Origin of the sequence: Rhodococcus sp. 15-725-2-2b, from assembly GCF_002259075.1 — a bacterium.
Taxonomy (GTDB): Bacteria; Actinomycetota; Actinomycetes; order Mycobacteriales; family Mycobacteriaceae; genus Rhodococcoides.
In genome coordinates this window covers 58,987-79,187 of sequence record NZ_NPFL01000017.1, presented here as the reverse complement: position 1 = coordinate 79,187, position 20,201 = coordinate 58,987, and the positions used below count along the sequence as shown (strand labels likewise).

Sequence of the window (20,201 nt, the reverse complement as noted above, 5' to 3'; positions counted from 1 at the left end):
CATTTCAAAGTGATGAGCTCGAACCCGCTCTGAAACAGTGCCTTCGGACCTGCCATGCCAATCCGCTTGCACAAACAACGCGCACTCTGCGACGTGGCAAACTACCGAAAGAAAAGAACCCGGGTCAGCTGCATGAGCTGAAAACCGGGTTCTTCGAACTTCTTCAACCGGGTCACGTCCTACGACGTAGCACCGGCCTGTGCACAACGCTCATAGCTTCATCTGTTGGCACTGCCAATCGTGACAACACAAGCAGCCGGACCCTGGGTCGAAGAGTGGCTGAGTCCCGAACGTTTCGGAACCTATCTGCGACTCGCCGGCGGCAGCCGCAGTCGGGCGCTTGCACTGCACGAGTGGAACACCTGCGTCAACGCGGTGCTTCTCTACGACTTCGCGCACCTCGAGGTGGGCCTGCGCAACATGTACAACCGCGCACTCCTCGGCGCCCATGCCCGCGGGGACAACCACTGGACCGACACGCGATCCGCGGCTCTGCTGTTTCCAAACGCCACTCGCACCCACACAGACCTGGAAAAAGCCCGCAGGGCCGCCGGCGGCCCCAGCGCACCACCCGGAAAAGTCATGGCAGAGCTCACATTCGGATTCTGGGTACTGATGACCAGCTCACGAAATGCGCAGCTCATTTGGCACCCGCACCTACAACAGGTCTTCCCTGCCGGTTCCAACTGGCAACAGATCCACTCCGGGCTCGACGAGCTACGCAACCGCGTTGCGCACCACGAACCGGTCAATCGAAGCGAAATCAACGGTTAGCTGAGACGGATGGGGCGCTTTACCAACTACATATCGCCGGAACTGACGTCCCACCTCGCATCGACAAGCCAGGTGCAGGGTCTCCTGGCGGCACGCCCCTGACACCCGACGAATGTCATCCCAGAACGATGTACCGGCCACGCTCCCGACGCCCGAGCTCGACGATATCGATCTCACCCCGGACATACGCTTCCTGATCCGCGCGGGTGGCATCAGTACTCCGGCCACCTTCCAGCGCACTACTGGTTCGCGCGGCATCTATTGCCCGCGCACGATCACCCGCTCGTCGAAGCGCCAGCCCAACACCTCCTGAACCGGAATACGTCACAGTCACACAACACGAGCACACGCTGGCAGATTCACGGGACGTTCCTGATACCTTCGGCCGATGAATCCAGCTCCCCCGCCGGGGTGGTACCCGGACCCGACTGATCCGTCCAAGAATATCTACTGGAACGGGCAGTCGTGGTCGGGTCCGCCGGCGCCGACAGCGTCCCCGCAGACTGGAAAGGGCCGCAAGACAGCGGTCAACTTCGGGGCTTTCGTTCTCATCGCCATAGGGCTGATCATGTCGATGCAGTCAGTCAGCCTCCTTTCCGGCAGCGGACCGATCTGGACCGGAGTCGCGGTAATTGCCGGGGGTACGGCGCTGGCGTTCTTCCTCGGAGCGTCGGTCATCATCCGCGTTTTAGCTGTGCTGGCCTTGGTTCTGGGTGTTGCCAATGCTATTTCCATCGAAAATCAGATGACCAACAAACGCGACGAGTTAACCCGAATATTCGATCAATAGAAAATCGCTCCGCATGCGCGAACAATAGTCCGTTCGAATCGATTCATGTCATCCAGCGAGGCATGGTGCAAGAATGGGGTTGAAATGTCAGGGGTTGACGCCGCAGCGGGTTTCGCCTTCCAGCACGCACGTGCTGCTGTTATGGCATTGGATCTTTTACACAACGCGGACGCAGACTACCTGCGCGTCGAGGCTGCCAACGACATTGTCGATGCCGAAATGTTCTCCGCATCAGGCGTATTGCTTCGGGCGGCTCAGTTCAAGCGCCGTGACGTCAACTACACGTGGGGTGAGGCCGAGCTCGTCGCTGAGTTGGTTCGATGGTCCGCGATTGCCGGCAACCACCCAGGATCAGCGTATGAGTTCGTAACCGACGGCAGGCTCGGACCAACCGGCCGGAAAGTTCGAGAAGCACTTGATGCAGCTCGGCAAGGCGACGCCACCCTGATTACCGAGATTGCTACACGTAAGAACGCGACAATCGAACCCGGAGCGTGTGCTCGCGCGTACATCGCGGCGGACACCCCCGGATTCACGGAGTCGATCACTTACTGCCTCAAGCAAATTCAAGCACACCTGCCTAATGTGTCAGGATCAGTCGAAGCGGAAGAGCGATCAACACAAGCCGTTCTCGAGCTTCTCTTCTGGATCGTGGGCCGAAGCGGAGATCCAGACCCTTCCAAGCGAACGATTCCGAAGGCAGAGATTATTCGTCTGCTCGAATCCAATCTCGAGTACGTTCGAACACTCACGTGGAGCCAGGCGCTCAAGCACCAACTCCTCGACTCCGTCGTTCGAACGACGCCTGGAACGTTCGAACTCACTTGTCGACCGACTGCATCCGGGCCGGATTCCGATTCGGATTTCATCGAGAACGCTATCCGCAGAAATGATGTGGTTCTACTCAGCGGTCCGACGGGAACTGGCAAATCCACGGTACTGAGTCAGGCACAATCAAGAGCCGCAACCCAAGGCGAGCTGTTGATCGCCGTAAACGCCGAAGACTACGTCGAAAACCGTCTCGGCTCGCTTGTCGCCCACGGCCTCAACTCGATCGAGTTTGTAGGCGCATACTCAGCGACGGGGATCGAAGCGCTCAAAGACCCTACGGTAACGCTCGCTATCGACGGAGTCTCGGAGATTCCCAAGCAGCCACGAGATGCCCTAGGCGAAGATCTCCGCCAGTTGCTCGCAACGGACAGCCACGTGTCCGTCGCACTTGCCGGGCGCGACGCGATCGCCTTACGCGCAGTCCTGCCCCGAGGCGTCCCGGTGATACACATGCAACCGGTCCCGCTTAACAGGACGGCTCGTAAGAAAATCCTGGTCAACGGAACTTCCGGCCGGATCGATTCAAGCTTCGCTAATCAACTCGCGGCGCGAGTAGAGAGGGCTCTCCGCAGCGCGGCCGACAATCCGCAACTGTTCCTCATGGGAATTCGGATGCTCAGCCAAGGCCTGGGCGTCACCGATCCTGCGATGATGTACTCGAACCACCTGCGCGCACTCGCTGATCATAACGGTTACACAGAAATCAGCATCTACGAGGCAGGACTAGGCTTGGCCTTTGCAAACCTGGCGACGACGCACAGACGATACTGTGACTCGTTCGAGTGGAACCAGCAACTGTCCGCAGCTGCAACTAATCTAAACGACGCTGGCCATTCCATAACCACCGGCGAACTACGTGAGTTCGGGTTCGAAAGCGGCCTGATCGTGCGCTCCGGCCGGGACACCATCAGATCCCTTCACGACTCGTTCGCCGACTACCTGGCAGCCATTGCATACAAACGAAAGTTAGCCGCGTTACCACCGTCACCAAGGTCCGACGACACCGCTCGATTGAAATTTCTGGCCGAACTTACCGGCGTCGACGCATCGCTGGCCGAACTGGTTTCCGTGCACTTGCCATTCTTGTGCCCCTCGATCTCGCAGTACGAGTCCCGCGACCCGGAACCCGGGTGGCACGATGAAACCTGCCGGCACCTCTCGCATCTTCTCCCGAATCGAACGGCCCAGCCAAGAATCGCATATTGGACCGACACAACCGGCAGACTTCTGGCAACTGTTGGCGGAAACATGGATGGCTGGATTGGTCCCTCCACGATCGACGACGTAGGTGCCGACGGTCGCACCTTCCTCGCCAGCAACGGCCCCCTCACGACCGCTACGAACGTTTACAAGCTTGAGCTGAGCCGTGTACTCGATCGTGCGAAGCGTCAGAATTCTCCAGTCCCGCCGACAGACTCGGCGACTATCGAGACGCTAACGTCCTACTCTGACGACCTTCTTCAAGCCGTACCCGACATGCTTCATCGTATTGGGTCCTCCGGGACTGAAGATCTGCTGCGGGCAATCGGGCCGTACCGAATTCAGTTTCTCCTTGGCGGCGATCCGAGCTCCTCTGATCAACGTTCGCGCCCTTTACGTTATCGGTATCTCGACCACCTACCCAATGCAAGCATCGTGCTCGAGGAATCGGACGAACCTAGCGACGCGTGGTCGGGTTCTGCCAGAGTGGATTCGTTTCTCCGCCGGGACCTTAATGACTCGGCCAGGGCCATCGTGACCGAGGCAATCAACAGCCTGGCGGAGATGAAGTGGCTCTAGGTTGTCGGACCGGTTCCGTAGGGTGCAGTCAGACGACACGATGAGGGGGCGCAATGACAACTACACTAACCTGGGCCGCGACACGACAACTGGCCGAGGCTTGGTCTCGAAGCCCCATCGTCCAGGACTACACCGCGCAACTACCTGCGAACAATCCAGCAGACCGTGGAATCCCTGAGATGCTCCGGAACATCGACAGCTCAACAGGACTCGTTTCTCACGAGCCGCTGATACCGAACAAGTGGGAGCTGATGGCTCCCGAGTTGCCTTTCGTCGACCTGAACGTCCGCGGAGGCCGCCAGTTTCTTGAGGATGCGCGACCGATCGGGTTCGCTGCAGAGTGCAACACAGCCTGGATTAGATCGCGGTTACCCCGCTTCCCGCTCATCCCGACTCCTCAGCTGGGCCGTCACACACATCGCACGTCCAACGAGCTCGCCCACGGGCTGGGCTGGCGGCGCGAAGCCATGACTGGCGGGCTCCAATTACTATCGGCACCACCAGGCGTTTCGGAACTACTACGTATCGACAAACGAAGCCATGACACCGCAGTAGTCGCTCTCGCCGACGCGCTGGCTGACACACCTGAATGGACCAGATTCGCAGAGCTGTCGGCACATCTCACACCCGATGATCGACGAGCTCTATCGGAAGCTAGGAAAACCCTCGCACCGCTTCTCAGCGAAGCCGCCGTCACCGCCTTCGAGCCCGACCGAATGCTTCGGCGCGAACAATATCGTAAGGACACAGTCGCCAGCGTCATCGACCAGTTGGCGGGAACCCCGGCAGAATTCGCGTTAGCCTTCGACAAAATCGACGAGCTGATAGATCTCGTGTCGCTGTCTGTTCTGGGGCAACTCGTCGCGTACGGAGGCCCGAGGGTCATCCTGGATCCACAGAATTTGGAACGAGAAGGGATGAATCTCACGTTCTCGTCCCCCACAACACCAATCGGCCGAGCCGCCCTCCTCAAGTTCGATGACCCAATGATCGCCGATTGCGTTCTCGTTACTGGATTTTCGTTTCACTCCGATGAAACTGGAGATGTGTGCATGACAGCTACAGCGCAGTCATTCTGCCTCACAGCCGCGACTCTCTTCTCGATGAAAGCGCGGTCTAACAATGGAAGGCCCCCATACGGCACCGTCAGCAAGCTACGACGCGTGTGGTGAGGTGTTCATTCGTCCGAATGCTCGCCTACCGGTAGGTTCCCCTGGTTAGAGCTGAGAGTCAGCGTCGAAACTGGATCAACGTATTGAACGGTGTGGCGCGGCAGTCGCCGTCATCTGTACTAATGACACGTCACTAAGCCAGTGGAAAGCGTCGCCCCGATCGACTCACATGCCGTGATTGCACTCCTCGCAGCACCCTTGGGTCTACTTTCCGTCGGGACCGTGTTTGAGATTCTGGCAGCCGCAGGCCGCGGGCTCGCAGTCGGAGGTCATGCGCTCGGCGTGATCAAAGCCATTGCGGCCGTGACCAAGCGTGGCTAGAACGCGGTGGTCCGACTATTGGGCACCTGCCAGTAAGTCTGGCTCCCACATTTTGTCCGCCCGTAGGCGTAGCTCCAAGCGCGCTCCTGTGGAGCGATCGACGTCGGGCGATTATGTGTTCCTGATTCGAAAAGTGCGCATCGACGTCGCGGCCGACGATGTTCTTCACGCTGCGCCGCCGGTATCCGCAATGGGTCCGGTCAGGGACCCGCTCGCCGCCCGAGCACCAGCCGCTCAAGCCAGCGAACCCACATTCGGGGCTTTTCAAGGCGGTTCATAGCGACACCAACCAGCCACCGGACAGCGGCGATGATGCCGGCAATTGTAGCCAGGCCGAACACGGAAATCATGAAGTTCGCCACAGAGCGCACGTTATCGGTGGTGATAGTCGAAACCCAACCCGAGCGGGCAAGGGCTGCTGCGAGAAGCACACCAATGATCGTCCAAAATATGATCTTTGCTTTATTCAAATGGCGGTCGTAGGTGGCGAAAACCCGAAACGGGTTGTCCGGTGAGACCCCCGAGCTGCTTCGCCAGTAGTAGACCAGCTGAACGTTAGCAGGGTGCATATAAGCTACACGGTGGAGGTAACTACTCCAAGCACGGGTCTCCAATATCCGCATGTTGTGCGTTCCGGGGCTGGCCGTTAGCAGTTGATACTGGTCGGGCAACATCGCAAAAAAGTTCACTTTATTGATTTGCACGATCCGGCTGCGAAGTGTCACCTCGCGAGCACGGTCACGACTTTCGCGTACATCCGCGATTCTGAAGTCCAGTATGACTCCGCCGAATGGACTTCGCGGGGTGAGGAGCGGCCTATTAGCAAAAACCCGCAATCGGAACCGCACGTATACCTTTGAGCCCGGCGATACTGGAGAGCTCAGCGGCACCCGGTAGTGGGATGAGCGGTGAAGTTCGTCCGGTTCATTGATCGCAGTCACGTTCGCGGTATCGACATGGCGTAGATCAAACTCGGCACCGGACGTAAGTCTCAGTGTGTGATTCGGGCTCGTACCTGAGATGTTGACCGGTTCACCGAAGATTAGTTCCGCAGTCTCGGGGTGCAATAGAGTGTCATGCAGGTCCAGGCAACCCTGGAATTGGTCGCCCCTATAACCGTTTTCGACTTTGAACGGAAGAAGGAGTTCTACGGCATCGACCGGCTGCGAACCATCAGCCGAAATTTCAAGCCCGAGGTCGAAGTACAGGAGCCTCCGACCGGGCAGAAGAGAGCGAAGCACCCAGATGTTGATGTGACATTGAGTAATCGTGAACTTGGCATTAGGCGAATCTAGAACAGCGAAATATCCCACGGCACCTCTACCTCGAAGAAATGAACACGTAGGACTGTGGTGCGAATTTCACTCCAAACGTCTGCAATGAAACCGGTTTGTCGAGACGCCGTGGTTGAGTAACGCCGATAGCAGTCGGGCGGCGCGCATCCCGTAGATACGACTCGACAAACCTGCGCTCACCGCCGTCGTCTTCCAGCTCACATAAGTCCACACTGTCTATGTCAACTAGAGTGTCGACCAGAAAGAAACCTGTCACAGACCGAACCGGCGTCGGCTCGTAGACGTACACCTTTAGGCCGGGACTGAAACGTGGACGTCGACGCCGAAACTCAAATCGCTTCGCGCCTGCGTAAATTCGGTCCGCATGCCAAGTCCGAATCGACATCACTGCGGTCAATGCAGCTCCGTTGGCAAACACGTCATCACATACTCGCTGCGCTGTGGGCCGTACCGGTCCTGCTCATGGGCCACGGTTAGAAACCCGACCGGGCTGAAAGCTCGATTCAGCTGATCGTGATGGTGTTCAGCCACCGTTACATGGACCTGTTGGACCCGATCGTTCACCCAACGATCATGCAGGGCGCGAATGAACGTTCCGCCTAGTCCGCAATTGCGAAACTCATCAGCGATTAAGAACGTACTGAGCTTGAGCCGCGCGGACCCCTTCGGCGTTTCAATGGCTATTCCTGCCAGTACATTGTCGACCTCTACGAGGGTGCAACGGGCCCTGCCCTCCATTGCGTCGCCCAGACGACGCTCTAGCCATGCACCGCCGTCCGGGTAAAGCGTCGGCAATACCGTCAGCAACTCATGCGCACGCGTTAGATCGTCGCGCTTGAGGTCACGCGTAGCGGGTCGTGCCATTTGAGCTGGGAGGCCTTTAAACCGATGAGTACGCATCGTAACTTGTCCTTCCTCCCTCGCGCTGCAGCAACTGTGCCCACCAGAGTAGCGGTTCACTGAGACAGACTACTGGCATTGCAGTTTTGCGCAGCGTGTCGAAGCCTCGATCCACCGAATGACATGAGTAAGCACACGGTATAGCTGCGTACGAGGACTTCGTCCATCACCCGTCCCCTTGGGAGTGGGCGGTTGCCGACGAGGCAACGGAGGTCAACAACCAACGGCTGTGACACCGGAATGCACCGGCAACGCGACATGCACCAGCCTTCAAATCGCACCGTAACGCGGCGATGGAGGCCCTTGCAATTGCCTGCCGACTACGACTACCGCTGTAGCGATCCGCTTGGCGACGGCCGAGGCGTCTTTGGCTCGTTGACGTTGTGTGTGACCGGTGCCGCCCGAAGCACAGCCGACAAGTGCTTGAGCTGGAAAAGTCCACAATGGCGACCTACCGCAGGTCACCGGCCATTCACAGAACCAAAGCTGTGTCGAGCTGGCGTTTCGATGGCGATGGTGCGGAGCATGCATCTAGTGCTCAAGCTTCGCTCGCTCGGATACGCGGCTCTCGCCGTCCGCCCGTCTGCCCGTCCCACGTAGCCGGTAGCCGGTAGCATCAAGAGTCCCTGGCTTAGTAAGAACCGGGCGTTCCACACCCGCAGAATCAACGGGGAACTTCGTATCCGCATCCGACCGGGGCAAGTTACGACTGTCACCAGTCGCTGTGACCGTCCGCCGGAGTCGCAACCCATGCGTTAAGCGGACTTGCACAGTAAATCCGTCCATCGAAGCCGTTCTTCGGAACAGAAGCAGATGGCGGTCACGGCCTGAAATTTCACCGGGCAAAGTGGTGAGTAAGTGATGACCCATGGTCCGTAGCCGTATCAACGCGGTGCGTTCCATCTGGCGGCAGCACCTGAGAGCAGGTCAGGGGCCCGTGCACACGCCATACCGCGCACTCGAATCCATGCCAACGGTTTGGCGAGTCGAGTCATCGAAATGCGCGATACGCCGAACGCGACCTGGGAAACACCGCCTAATTCACTCATCACTTTACCTTCAAAGTGATGAGTAGACCTGACACCCCAAGCCAAAAAAACGACCCCCTGACCAGCATTTCTGCTGGTCAGGGGGTCTATATGTGCGCCATCAGGGATTCGAACCCCGGACCCGCTGTACGAGAGATGACAATTCACGTGGATGCACTCACGTCCACGATCGGCCCGCTGAGCTGGGTGTTCGGCGAATCGAGTGACCACCTGTGTCCGTCTGTGTTCATGCGAGTTCGACCCAAAGTGATGAGTAAAAGATGACCTTCAGCAACCCGCTCCCAGTCCATTGACGTCCCGCAAGATCTTGCACCGTCTAAACGGACCGCCGTGGACGTTCGACTCCACCATGTTTCAAAGTGATGAGTTCGGAACCTTCTGAAACTACGTACTTCGGGACTACCTGCTGAACCGCACGGACCGATAACTCGCACATTTGCGACGCGACATAGTGCCGATAGCAAAGAGACCGAGTCAGCTGCATGAGCTGCGGGCGATAGATCACCCTCTCCTGGAGGCGACACCAACTACTACACGCCCGGTAGTATGAAGGTGGCGGTAAACGTCGATGCGCGCATTCGCCGCGGGCAGGGGCCAATCGACGGGAGTAGCTGCATAACCCGACGACACTGTCGCCGTCGGCTCGAAGGGGGGATCCACCATGAAGTCCACAGCGTCAGACCCGCTCCTACTCGGACACGGGACGGTGTACAAACCGCAGCACGACTCGCACATGCTTGCCGAAGCCGTCCTTGCCCGCGGCATTCCGAACAACTCACGGGTACTGGACCTGTGTACGGGGTCTGGAATTCAAGCCCTGACGGCCGCGACGCTCGGGGCTCATCGAGTACTGGCAGTGGACATCTCACCGGCAGCCGTCGAATCGACGAGGGCTGCCGCGCGGCGACTCGGCCTCGATATCGAAGCGCGTCAGGGCGACCTCTCCGTCGCACTGACACACGGCCCCTACGACGTCGTACTGTGCAATCCCCCGTATGTACCGAGTGCGCACCTACCACCCACCGAAGGCCCCTCGGTGGCGTGGGATGCAGGGGTGGACGGGCGAGCGTTCCTGGATCCACTGTGTCGTGCGGCTCCAGACCTACTGTCCGACAACGGGTTCCTCCTACTGGTCCATTCCGAACACGCTGACGTTCCGAAGTCGCTTGCGATGATGGAGGAAAGAGGCTTGACAGCATCGATCGTGGCCAGGCAAACCATCGGATTCGGACCGGTCTTGCTAGCGCGCGCCGCGTGGCTGGAGGCCAACGGCCTCATCGTGCCAGGATGCCGGATCGAAGAGTTGGCAGTGATATTGGCCCAGAAAAACATTGGTACCTAATTCGTCCCCTCGAGCGAACATGACTCACCCTGCGACGTCCGTCGCCGCCGCTGTTCGACGGGCAACCGGCCCTGAGCACCAGAGCGAGTGGTCTCGTCACTGCAGGGCGGCGGCGAGGTCCGTCAGTGCAGCGGTCTCCGCGCCAGGGTCGGGGGTGCTCGACCGGATTGCGGTGAGCACGATGTCGATACGCGAGTCGAGTGCTGTCCACCCCGCAGCGTCGAGCGGCTGCAACGTGGGTTGATCGTCGTCCCAGGTGGTTTCGAGTTTCTTCGCAGCAGTTTTCGCCTCGTCCTGCTGACCGGACCGAACTGCCCAGGCAGTGTCGTCGACGATCGCGCGGAGCTCGGTGACCTGCTGCGGCGGGAACTTCGCGATCGCCTCCCCCGGCGCGAGATCGGTGATCGCAGCCCCCGAACCCTCCGCCTCACTTACCGGCGCTGTATGTGGCTGCGCAGACGCCCACGACAGAAGCCCCGCCGTGGCAACCGCGACTGCCGCGAAATAGACCAGCATCGTGCGCTCACGGCGCGTGTCTGTGGCGACCGGTTCGGGCTCGACACGGTGGTTTCCGATCACGTCTCGTTTCGTTCGCGTCAGGTACAGCACCGTAGCCAGGATCGCGACCAGGAACACCACACTGGTGACGAATGTGCCGAGTCCGAGGCCGTGCTCGGTGCTCGGTTGGGCGAACCAGTCTCCCAGGTTCGCACCCAGCGGACGGGTGAGGATATAGGCCAACCAGAACGCCAACACGGCGTTCGCACCGAGCCTCCAACCGGCGACGACAGCCACGATCAAGCCGGCGGGCAGAAGTACCGACGTGCCCGGGCCCCACCCGGTGATGCTCAGCGTCCAATCGCCCGCCGCGGTCCCGAGCGCGAAGGTCACCAGAATCGCCAACCAGTAGAACAGCTCTCGGGGCACGGTCACGATGCTGTGGATCGACAGGGTCCGCTCCCGCACGAACCACACCCCGAACACCACCGCCAACAACGCGGCGAACACCGACACGCTCACCGGCAACGGAACACCGCGACTGTCGGTGAGGATGTCGGTGTACAGCGTTCCCGTGACACTGAGCACCACCACCGTCAGCCAGTACACGGCCGGTACGTACTTCGACAGCAAGATCTGAACCGCAAGCACCGCAACGAGAATCGCGGTGAACAATCCCGCCGTCGCGGTCAGTCCGACACCGAGGGTCATGTTCACCCAGTCCGCGACACTCTCCCCCACCGTGGTGCAGAGAATCTTCACGACCCAGAACCAGACCGTGATTTCGGGGACCTTGCTCAGCGCCCGGTGGTGGACCGTCAGGTGCTCGGAATCGGTGAGATCGCTCATGAACCGGGACCGTACCCACGTGTTGCTGAAGGTCCGCTGAGGATCACCCACCGTGGATGCCGACCTCGCCGAACCACGCGTCTACGGCCCCCGGCGAACCGATCCCCGCGCGACCAGTTCCACGGTCAGCGCGACGGCGATGGTCTGCGCAAGCAACAACCCGGCGAGCACCAGAATCTATACAGCCCCCGCCTGCAAGGCCGAACCACTGGCCAGCAACACGCCCACGAACGCACCCGGCAACGTCACCAGCCCCACCGTCCGTGTCTGATCCAGGCCCGGCAGCAGCGCGTCGTTCGCGGTGGGCCGCACCACCTCCACGCGCGCATCACGTTCGGTCATTCCGAGGCTCAGTGCCGCCTCCACTTCTCCGTGCCTGTCGGTCAACGCGGCCAGTGCGCGGCGCGCGGACAGTGATGTTGCGGTCATCGTCCCGCCCAGGATGATTCCGCCGACCGGAACAATCGAGATGCCCTGCGCCGGAACGACACCGGTGAGCAAGCACAACGGGACCACGATCCCGACACCCACCGCCAGGGGAACCACGAGCCAGATACCGGACCTCCCCGACTCCGAACGCCGAATCGACGTGAACGCCGCAGCCCCGAACATCACCAGCAGCACCAGCAACGACGACCACAGATGCTCGAGCGCCGCAGCGAGAATCAGCGAGATCGCCGCCAATTGAACGAAGCCGCGCAGAGCAGCAGCGGGAGCGGTGATCATTCGACCGATCGACGAGACCCGATAGATGATCGCAGCGAGCGTCACCATCACGCAGCAGAGAACCACGAGCGGCAGACCAGGCTGGGCCAAGGAGGAACTCACCGGTCGAGTATGTGGCGTGGCCTGTATCGGTTTCAGACCAGGGCGGGGACAGAACCACTCTCAGCGCTTCTTCAGCGGCCGGTGGGCACCATGAAGCCATGTCCATCCAGCGGTCGACGTACGCCGAACAACACGTGGTCACGCAGGGTGTTCTCTGGACGTTCGCACCCGAGTTGCAGCGAACGAACAGCGTCGTCCCAGGAAGCTCCCACACTCTGGATCTCGAGACCCTCGACCACGCGGGCAGACCTCGGAAAGGCCTCACATGATTACACCGGAATCCGGCTTCCGCAGAGCACGTATCGCTACTGCGGCAGTGGCAGGAGTCGGGGTCGCCGTCGTGATCGGAACCTCGGCACTGGCATTCCTCGATACTCAGAACACCGATACAGCCAACGCAGCGAGCGTCTCGGAAACGACTTCGACAACGCAGTCGGACAATGGGACCACCTCGTCCCCGAACCCGTTCGGTACCTCGCCGCGCGTCTCATCGGGATCCGGAACACCACACAGCACGACCCACGGCTCATGACTGTCGTCGCCGAGAAGAACTCGATAGCCGAGTCCCGCTGGCAGATGTGGAGCACCGACGTTCATCTTGTCGTGACCGACCCGAGGTCGCTCGAGGCCGCGGAGTCGCTGGTGCGCAGCGAACTCGACGCGGTCGACCACGCATGCAGCAGGTTCCGGCCCGATTCCGAAATCATGAACCTGACGGGATCACATGTCCGACCCGCCCCCGTCAGTGCCGTACTCGCCGACCTCGTGCTCGCGTCGCTGCACGCAGCCGACATCACCGACGGTGCAGTGGACCCGACGCTCGGCTCAGCGATGATCGACCTGGGTTACGACAGGGACTTCTCACTGCTCGAACCACCCACCGGGGGTTACTCCGCAACCGTCTCCGTCGTACGCCGCGCCGACTGGACAATGGTGACCCTGCACGACGGCATGCTCACGGTTCCGGAGGGTGTTGTTCTCGATCTGGGAGCGACCGCGAAAGCGCTGGCAGCCGACCGCTGTGCCGCACTCGTCGCGTCCGAACTGGGCTGCGGAGTTCTCGTGTCTATCGGAGGTGACATCTCGACGAGCGGTCCGCCGCCGAGCACGGGATGGCAGATTCGAGTGGCCGACGGTGACAACCAACCTTCGACGAACGTCACCATCGGGTCCGGCGTCGGAGTTGCCACGTCGAGCACCCAGCGGAGGCGATGGTCGAAAGGCGGAAAGACTGCACATCACATCCTCGATCCGCAGCTCTTGGTCCCCGTCGAACCAATCTGGCGCACAGTCACTGTCGCCGCACAGAGCTGTTTTCTGGCCAACACGGCCAGTACCGCCGCCGTCGTGAAAGGTTCGGCCGCCGTGCGATGGTTGAGAGACATCGGCCTTCCCGCGCGAATGATCGATGCCGACGGTGACACGACAGTGACACCCGGATGGCTCGAGAAGAGTTCCCACAGTGGACATCCGAACACCGAGGAGGACTGATGGATCAAGCACTGTGGGCACTCGGACGGGGAACCGGCATCGCGGCGTTGTTGATACTCACCCTCTCCATGGCATCGGGAACGGTGACGCGATCGGGGCGACCGATTCTTACGTTGCCACGATTCGGCGTCGTGGAACTCCACAAGAACACATCTCTACTGGGGTCGCTGCTCATCGTGATTCATGTGGGTGCACTGCTTTTCGATCCCTACGCACAGCTGAACGTCGTCGACTCAGTGGTCCCGTTTCTCGGGCGCTACCGGCCGTTCTGGCTCGGGCTCGGCACCCTCGCCGTAGATCTGATCATCGTTGTCGTCGCCACTGCTCTGCTGAGGCACCGATTGGGGCACAGAACATTTCGGGTCGTTCACTGGTCGGCGTATGCCTTGTGGCCGATTGCCCTCGCTCACGCCCTGGGGAACGGAACGGACGTCGGACACGCATGGTTCCTTTCCATTGCTGCAGGGTGCGCGGTACTGGTGACGGCAGCGACGACGTTCCGGCTCCGCCACGATTTTCTCGAATTCCACCACTCCAGAGCAGGAGCACAGCAATGACGACCTCCAGCCTCACTCACATTTTGTCCGGTGCCGGGTTCGACCTCGACCGACATGCGCACACGTTCGGGCCGGTGCCTGCCGGCGACGATTCGGTCATCACGGCTATCTCACGTTCCGGCCTGGCCGGGCGCGGTGGCGCAGGTTTTTCTACCGGGGCGAAGATGGCCGCCATCACCGGTCGCCGACCCGTAGTGATTGCGAACGGATCCGAGGGGGAACCGATGAGCAGCAAAGACGCTGTCCTACTATCCGATTCACCACACCTCGTTCTCGACGGCCTGGCGATCGCCGCGGAAGCAGTGGGTGCGACCGACGCATTCCTTGTCGTACCGGCCCCGAATACCGACCGGTTGCGCAGCGCCATCACCGAACGGCGACACAGTGGTTGGGATCGCACCGACGTCCACGTCGTCGTGTCCGCCGGACGCTTCGTCTCCGGGGAGAAGACGGCTCTGATCGCGGCGGTCGAGGGCAAGCCACCGATTCCGCGGTCCTCACTGGCATCGTCTTCGAAATCGGGAATGAAGGGACGTCCGACTCTCGTGCACAATGTCGAAACTCTCGCGCACGTCGCCACCGTTGCGCGATTCGGCGTCGACTGGTTCCGATCGTCAGGAACTACGAGCGAACCTGGAACGATGCTCGTGACGTTGTCCGGCGCAGTGAACAACCCCGGCGTTGTCGAGGTACCGATCGGAAGCCCACTCGAGTGGGTTGTCGGCGATATCGGACGAGCGGACATGGACAACACTCGCGCCGTGCTGGTCGGCGGTTATCACGGAACCTGGATCAACCGAGCGGACCTCGCAGGGCGACGCCTCTCGAGAGAATCTCTCGCCGCGATAGGCGCTAGTCCGGGAGCGGGGGTGGTACACGCGCTGGCAGTCGACACCTGCGGTCTTCGTGCCACGGCCGACATAGTCGACTACCTTGCACGGGAAAGCGCTGGGCAATGCGGGCCCTGCCTGAACGGGCTTCCCCGGCTGGCGTCGGAATTCGCCGACCTCGCCTACCACCGTCCCGGTGAACAGACGATCCACGAGATCCGCCGCTATGCCGGACTCGTCGACGGGCGCGGTGCATGCCACCATCCCGACGGAACCGTACGGCTCGTCCTGTCGGCCTTGACCGCATTCGCCGACGACGTGCGCATGCACAGCACCGGCCGCTGCGAGGCAACAGCGCGACTGCGGAGAACCTGGTGAAACTCGACAGAACTTCAGAGTCCAGGCTTCACATCGACTGGACGCGCTGCGACGGCCGGGGCCTGTGCACCGAACTGCTCCCCGAGATCCTGTCCTGCGACGAGTGGGGATATCCGCTGTCTGCAACTCCTGATCCGACCGTCCCCTCGAGATCTCTGGGTAATGCGCTCAAGGCCGTCGACCTGTGTCCGCGGATGGCATTGGCGTTGCACTCACCGGACCGAACGAGACCGTAGAGCCATCTCGGCGATATCAGGTGAGTTCCTTCGATCCGCTGGGCTGATGCGTCGGAATTCTGATCTCGAAGCGTGCTCCTCCGAGCGGGGAACGGGAAACCGTCACCGAGCCTGTGTGGGCGGCGGCGGTGCCGGCGACGATGGCCAATCCGAGACCGGCACCGCCTTCGTCGCGTGTGCGGGATGCATCCAACCGTACGAACCGATCGAAGACTCGTTCACGCTGTTGTTCGGGGATCCCCGGGCCGTCGTCATCGATCACGATGACAGCGGACCCTCCGGACGGTGTGCAGGACAATTCGATTCGAGTGACGGCGTGCCGAACAGCATTGTCGACAACGTTGCGCACCATTCTCGCCAACGCGGGTTGATCTCCGGTTACCCGGACCGGAACGATCGACGTTCCCACAGTCAGATCCGTCATTGCGTCGATCCGTTTGCCTTCCTCGTACAGCACATCGTCGAGGTCGACGTCGACCGCGCCGAGCGGTGATTGCTTCTCGTCCGAACGAGCAAGCAGGAGAAGGTCTTCGATCAGCCGGCGCATCCGACGCGCTTCGGGCAACAACGATTCGTCGATCAGCGAGGCATCGATCAGCTCCGGCCTTGCTGCGGCGAGCTCGAGAGCGGCAGTAATGGTTGACAGCGGGCTACGAAGCTCGTGGGAGGCATCGCTGACGAATCGTTGTTGCGCGCGTTGTCCGGCCTGGAGCCGCTCGAGCATCCGATTCATCGTCACTGCGAGTCGCGCGATCTCGTCGCGGGATTGTGGCACCGGGATACGTTCTCCCAGATCTTTGTTCGAGATCGAGGCGACGCGGGTGCGTATGCGTTCGACGGGGCTCAACGCCGCACCGACGAGACGGCATGTCGCCAGCGCGACCAAAGCGACCACTACCGGACCGACGATGGCGAGCAGAATCGCGACTGTGGACACCACTTTTTCCACTGGCTCACGGTCGGCCCCGACCAGTACCGTCACCGGCCCGGCCGCCGTCTCCGCGCCGCGAGCTGTGACCCAGAAGTCACCGTCTTCGGCCTGTTCGATGCGTCCGAGATCCCTAGTGGTCGAGGGTGCGACCTCGACCGTGGACAATGGACGTCCGCCATCCGCCCGCGAGGAGGCCGTTACCGCCCCGCTCCCGTCGACGACCTGCACTATGCCGATCTGGCCGTCTGTTGCCAATGACGACTCGTCGATTTGCGCGGGACGATCGGTCTCGAGTTGCTCGCTGACCTGTACGGCCCGGGTGTCAGCGGCCGTGCGAGCGGAGGATTCGAGTGAGCTGTAGAGGATACCGATCAATGCGCCACCCGCCGCGATCAGGCACACGGCCAGGACCACGGTCGAGGCGACCGCGGATCGCACCCGCACCGTCCACGATCGTGGCCGCAAAAGGTCCACGGAGGTACCGATAGCTCTCATGGCGCTCAGTCTCCTGCCAGCCGGTATCCGACCCCGCGGATCGTCTCGATGCTCTTGCGCCCGAAGGGCTGATCGACCTTCTTCCGGAGATACCCGATGTAGACCTCGACGATGTTCTCGTCCCCGTCGTAGTTGACGTCCCACACCGACCGGACGATCTCGGACTTGGTGACCACGACGCCGCTGCGCCGCATCAGGAATTCGAGCACGCTGTACTCACGAGGGGTCAGCGCCAGTTCCGTTCCGCCCCTGGTGACACGGTGACGTGCGGGATCCAACTCGAGATCGCCGGCTGCGAGCACGGAAGGGCGTTCGGGAGCGCCCCGTCGGACCAGGGCGCGTAGGCGAGCAACCAGGACGACGAAGGAAAACGGTTTGACCAGATAGTCGTCCGCTCCGAGATCGAAGGCGTCGGCCAGATCGTATTCACCGTCCTTGGCCGAGAGCATCAGAATCGGCGTCCACACGCCCTGCGCGCGGAGATCGCGCACGATGTCGTACCCATGTCTGCCCGGCAGCATGATATCGAGAACAAGAACGTCGAACTCGCCGGTCGCGGCGCTGTGGAACCCGTTGTCACCGTCGTGCTCGACCTCGACGGTGAACCCGTCGGCTACCAAACCGCGGCGGACCATTTCCGCCAGACGCACTTCGTCCTCCACCACCAGAACCCGCATCGACAACTCCGTCCGTATATGTGACGCAAGTACAACAGACCCACTCAGGCACCGACGAGCCGCTCTCAGCGGTTCTTCAGGAGCTGCTCTACACACTGATCGGCGTGCTCCTCTCCTCATCGATGTCCGCCGTTCACGCAACAGCCGCCGAAGCGCTCACCGAAGCCGCCACCGCCGACGTCGAGATCGCCGGGTTGGTGATCGCAGTTGGCCTCCTCGCAGCCGGGATCATGCTCCGCATCCGCTCCGACCATGCCGGAGCGACGATCCTCGGCACGCTCGGCTTCGCTTTCGCAGTGGTGGTACTCGCCGTCGCAGTCCACACCAACGGATGGCTGACCAAGGCCGACGCACCTGTCGCGGCCTGGTTCGTCGATCACCGAACGCACGCGCTCGATGATCTGGCCCTCGCCGTCACCACAGCGGGTGGCCCCGCCGAGACCGCCGCGTTGGGCCTCGTGGTCGCGGTGCTTATCGTGTGGAGAACCAAACGCTACGGCCCGGCGCTGGTGATGCTGGCGACCGTCGCCTCGGCGTCGATGCTGTGCACGATCGTGAAACTGGTCGTCGGACGCGAGCGGCCGCCGCAGTCGATCCAGTTGATGCTCGAAACCGATTTCTCGTTTCCGTCGGGGCACGTCACCGGGACCGCTGCCCTGTCGCTCATGCTCGCCCTCCTCGCAGGAATACATCGATCGAGAGGCGTACGAGCGTTGCTCCTCGGGATCGCTCTGGCAGTGACCGTTGCCGTTGCGTGCACACGGATGTATCTCGGCGTCCACTGGCTCACCGACGTTCTCGCCGGCGCGCTCCTCGCAGCCTGCGCGGTCACCCTGGGCAGCTACGCACTGCATCGTCTCGACTCCGCCGGTGCCTTTGACGCGACGCCACCTCGACTGCTGATGAACAGGATCTCGCTGTGACGTCGGGATTGACCGGCGGCGTCCTCGACCCGAGCACGCTCGTCGCGACATTCGGGTTGATCGGGCTGCTCGTCGCCTTGTTCGTCGAGACAGGTCTGCTGATCGGGTTCTTTCTCCCCGGCGACTCTCTGCTCTTCACCGCCGGAGTGCTTGTGGCGCAGTCCGATCCGTTCGTTCCATTGTGGGTGATCCTGGTGTCCGCACCGATCGCCGCCGTTCTCGGCGATCAATGCGGCTACCTGATCGGCCGCGCCGCCGGCCCTGCTGTCCTCGACCGACCCGGTGCCAAACGGCTCGGCCCTGCGCAGCTTGCCCGCGCCCAGTCGTTCTTCGGCACCTACGGGGCACGCACTGTCGTACTCGCCAGATTCGTTCCCGTCATCCGGACACTCGCACCCGTCATGGCCGGCGCGTCGAGCATGAGATACCGAACCTTCCTCGTCTACAACGTCATCGGGGCCGTCGTCTGGGGTGCCGGCGTACCGATGCTCGGCTACCTACTCGGCGGAATCCCGTTCGTGCGCAACCACATCGAGATCATTCTCATCGCAGTCGTCGCACTGTCGATACTCCCGATCGCGATCAACTACCTGCGCTCCCGTTCCAGAGCACGCAGAACAACACCTCGGCACGGGCACCGCCCCGACCCCGATACCAGTTCCGCCGCCCGGCACTGAACGAAGCTGGCAGCGAACACGCTTCGAGGCGACACACGCCGAAAACTCCCCCGCGGTCGCTGGGTCGGTCCTCTCCATCCGCTGACCACACCGGCAAACCGAAGCCCGCAAGTGCGGCCCATGGCCGAGCATGGGTGGCCCAAAGTGATGAGTAAGTGATGACCTTCCCCTGTGGCCGCGCCCCGACGACGATCCGAAACCCGTAAATCAGCAAGATGCGCAGGTAGCAGGCATGGAAGCACCGCCACCGACTCATTTGACTCCATGACACACAGTCTTGCGATTCGAATCATCACGACCGCCGCGAAATCGAACGCGACCTGGGAAAACACACCATGATTCACTCATCACTTTGCCCGCAAAGTGATGAGTTGACCTGATCCGTCGAGGCAAAAAGATGACCCCTTGACCGACATTTTCGCTGGTCAAGGGGCCATTCTTGTGCGCCATCAGGGATTCGAACCCCGGACCCGCTGTACAAGAGATAACAATTCAAGTGGATACACTCGCGTCCATCGGTGGCCCGCTGAGCAGGGTGTTCGGCGAATCGAGTGACCACCTGTGTCCGTCTGCGTCCA

General features: G+C 61.3%; 18 protein-coding genes and 1 pseudogene. 12 read left to right on the top strand and 7 right to left on the bottom strand.

Features of this window, described 5'->3' with window-relative positions:
• Positions 1–240: 240 nt before the first annotated feature.
• Positions 241–774, top strand: coding sequence for a CAAX protease (locus tag CH306_RS18470; RefSeq protein WP_256981200.1), 534 nt, complete (start codon positions 241–243; stop codon positions 772–774).
• Between the two features lie 115 nt (positions 775–889).
• Here the strand turns inward: CH306_RS18470 and CH306_RS18465 are convergent, their stop codons facing one another.
• Positions 890–1,102, bottom strand: coding sequence for a hypothetical protein (locus tag CH306_RS18465; protein ID WP_306436753.1), 213 nt, complete (start codon positions 1,100–1,102; stop codon positions 890–892).
• Positions 1,103–1,162: 60 nt separating this feature from the next.
• Between CH306_RS18465 and CH306_RS18460 the strand changes: the two genes are divergently transcribed.
• The 3 genes from CH306_RS18460 to CH306_RS18450 are packed head-to-tail and all read left to right on the top strand — an operon-like array spanning position 1,163 to position 5,346.
• Complete coding sequence (locus CH306_RS18460) at positions 1,163–1,564, top strand: DUF2510 domain-containing protein (protein WP_094647462.1); 402 nt, start codon at positions 1,163–1,165, stop codon at positions 1,562–1,564.
• A gap of 45 nt (positions 1,565–1,609) precedes the next feature.
• Positions 1,610–4,174: an ATP-binding protein gene (locus CH306_RS18455; protein ID WP_094647460.1), complete on the top strand. Its 2,565-nt coding sequence runs from the start codon at positions 1,610–1,612 to the stop codon at positions 4,172–4,174.
• 53 nt (positions 4,175–4,227) lie between these two features.
• Positions 4,228–5,346: a hypothetical protein gene (locus CH306_RS18450; RefSeq protein ID WP_143545399.1), complete on the top strand. Its 1,119-nt coding sequence runs from the start codon at positions 4,228–4,230 to the stop codon at positions 5,344–5,346.
• 521 nt (positions 5,347–5,867) lie between these two features.
• On the opposite strand, the gene CH306_RS18445 is transcribed toward CH306_RS18450, so the two are convergent.
• Together CH306_RS18445 and CH306_RS18440 are read right to left on the bottom strand one after the other, a co-directional pair.
• Positions 5,868–6,980 (bottom strand): hypothetical protein, encoded by a 1,113-nt coding sequence (locus CH306_RS18445; RefSeq protein WP_094647456.1) that lies wholly within the window; start codon positions 6,978–6,980, stop codon positions 5,868–5,870.
• Between the two features lie 375 nt (positions 6,981–7,355).
• Positions 7,356–7,826, bottom strand: a complete 471-nt coding sequence (locus CH306_RS18440; RefSeq protein ID WP_094647454.1) for a GNAT family N-acetyltransferase — start codon at positions 7,824–7,826, stop codon at positions 7,356–7,358.
• A 1,746-nt stretch (positions 7,827–9,572) separates the two neighbouring features.
• Between CH306_RS18440 and CH306_RS18435 the strand changes: the two genes are divergently transcribed.
• Positions 9,573–10,253 carry a HemK2/MTQ2 family protein methyltransferase gene (locus CH306_RS18435; RefSeq protein WP_032368252.1) on the top strand — a complete coding sequence of 227 codons (681 nt, stop codon included), beginning with the start codon at positions 9,573–9,575 and terminating at the stop codon, positions 10,251–10,253.
• Between the two features lie 96 nt (positions 10,254–10,349).
• Here CH306_RS18435 and CH306_RS18430 read toward each other — a convergent pair whose 3' ends face one another.
• A complete protein-coding gene (locus CH306_RS18430) occupies positions 10,350–11,600 on the bottom strand; it encodes a COG4705 family protein (protein ID WP_094631431.1) in 1,251 nt (416 codons plus the stop codon).
• 81 nt (positions 11,601–11,681) lie between these two features.
• A pseudogene (locus tag CH306_RS18425) lies at positions 11,682–12,428 on the bottom strand (ABC transporter permease).
• A 98-nt stretch (positions 12,429–12,526) separates the two neighbouring features.
• Here CH306_RS18425 and CH306_RS29145 point away from each other — a divergent pair.
• From CH306_RS29145 to CH306_RS29540, 5 genes are all read left to right on the top strand, one after another.
• Entirely contained in the window at positions 12,527–12,697 is a 171-nt protein-coding gene (locus tag CH306_RS29145; RefSeq protein WP_176459256.1) for a hypothetical protein, read from the top strand.
• A gap of 259 nt (positions 12,698–12,956) precedes the next feature.
• Complete coding sequence (locus tag CH306_RS18415; RefSeq protein WP_094631403.1) at positions 12,957–13,919, top strand: FAD:protein FMN transferase; 963 nt, start codon at positions 12,957–12,959, stop codon at positions 13,917–13,919.
• Complete coding sequence (locus CH306_RS18410) at positions 13,919–14,476, top strand: ferric reductase-like transmembrane domain-containing protein (protein WP_032368256.1); 558 nt, start codon at positions 13,919–13,921, stop codon at positions 14,474–14,476. The genes CH306_RS18415 and CH306_RS18410 overlap by 1 nt, the downstream gene beginning before the upstream one ends.
• On the top strand, positions 14,473–15,684 hold the full coding sequence (locus CH306_RS18405) for an NADH-ubiquinone oxidoreductase-F iron-sulfur binding region domain-containing protein (protein ID WP_094631404.1): 1,212 nt from the start codon (positions 14,473–14,475) through the stop codon (positions 15,682–15,684). The genes CH306_RS18410 and CH306_RS18405 overlap by 4 nt, the downstream gene beginning before the upstream one ends.
• A complete protein-coding gene (locus tag CH306_RS29540; protein WP_094631405.1) occupies positions 15,681–15,920 on the top strand; it encodes a ferredoxin in 240 nt (79 codons plus the stop codon). Before CH306_RS18405 ends, CH306_RS29540 begins: the two co-directional genes overlap by 4 nt.
• A gap of 16 nt (positions 15,921–15,936) precedes the next feature.
• Here CH306_RS29540 and CH306_RS18395 read toward each other — a convergent pair whose 3' ends face one another.
• Positions 15,937–17,346 (bottom strand): sensor histidine kinase, encoded by a 1,410-nt coding sequence (locus tag CH306_RS18395; protein WP_094631406.1) that lies wholly within the window; start codon positions 17,344–17,346, stop codon positions 15,937–15,939.
• A 5-nt stretch (positions 17,347–17,351) separates the two neighbouring features.
• The gene (locus CH306_RS18390) at positions 17,352–18,023 is read right to left on the bottom strand and encodes a response regulator transcription factor (protein ID WP_032368258.1); all 672 of its coding nucleotides are present in this window, start codon (positions 18,021–18,023) and stop codon (positions 17,352–17,354) included.
• A 122-nt stretch (positions 18,024–18,145) separates the two neighbouring features.
• Between CH306_RS18390 and CH306_RS18385 the strand changes: the two genes are divergently transcribed.
• Entirely contained in the window at positions 18,146–18,946 is an 801-nt protein-coding gene (locus tag CH306_RS18385; RefSeq protein WP_141214725.1) for a phosphatase PAP2 family protein, read from the top strand.
• Positions 18,943–19,623 carry a DedA family protein gene (locus CH306_RS18380; protein ID WP_094631408.1) on the top strand — a complete coding sequence of 227 codons (681 nt, stop codon included), beginning with the start codon at positions 18,943–18,945 and terminating at the stop codon, positions 19,621–19,623. Before CH306_RS18385 ends, CH306_RS18380 begins: the two co-directional genes overlap by 4 nt.
• Positions 19,624–20,201: the final 578 nt, after the last annotated feature.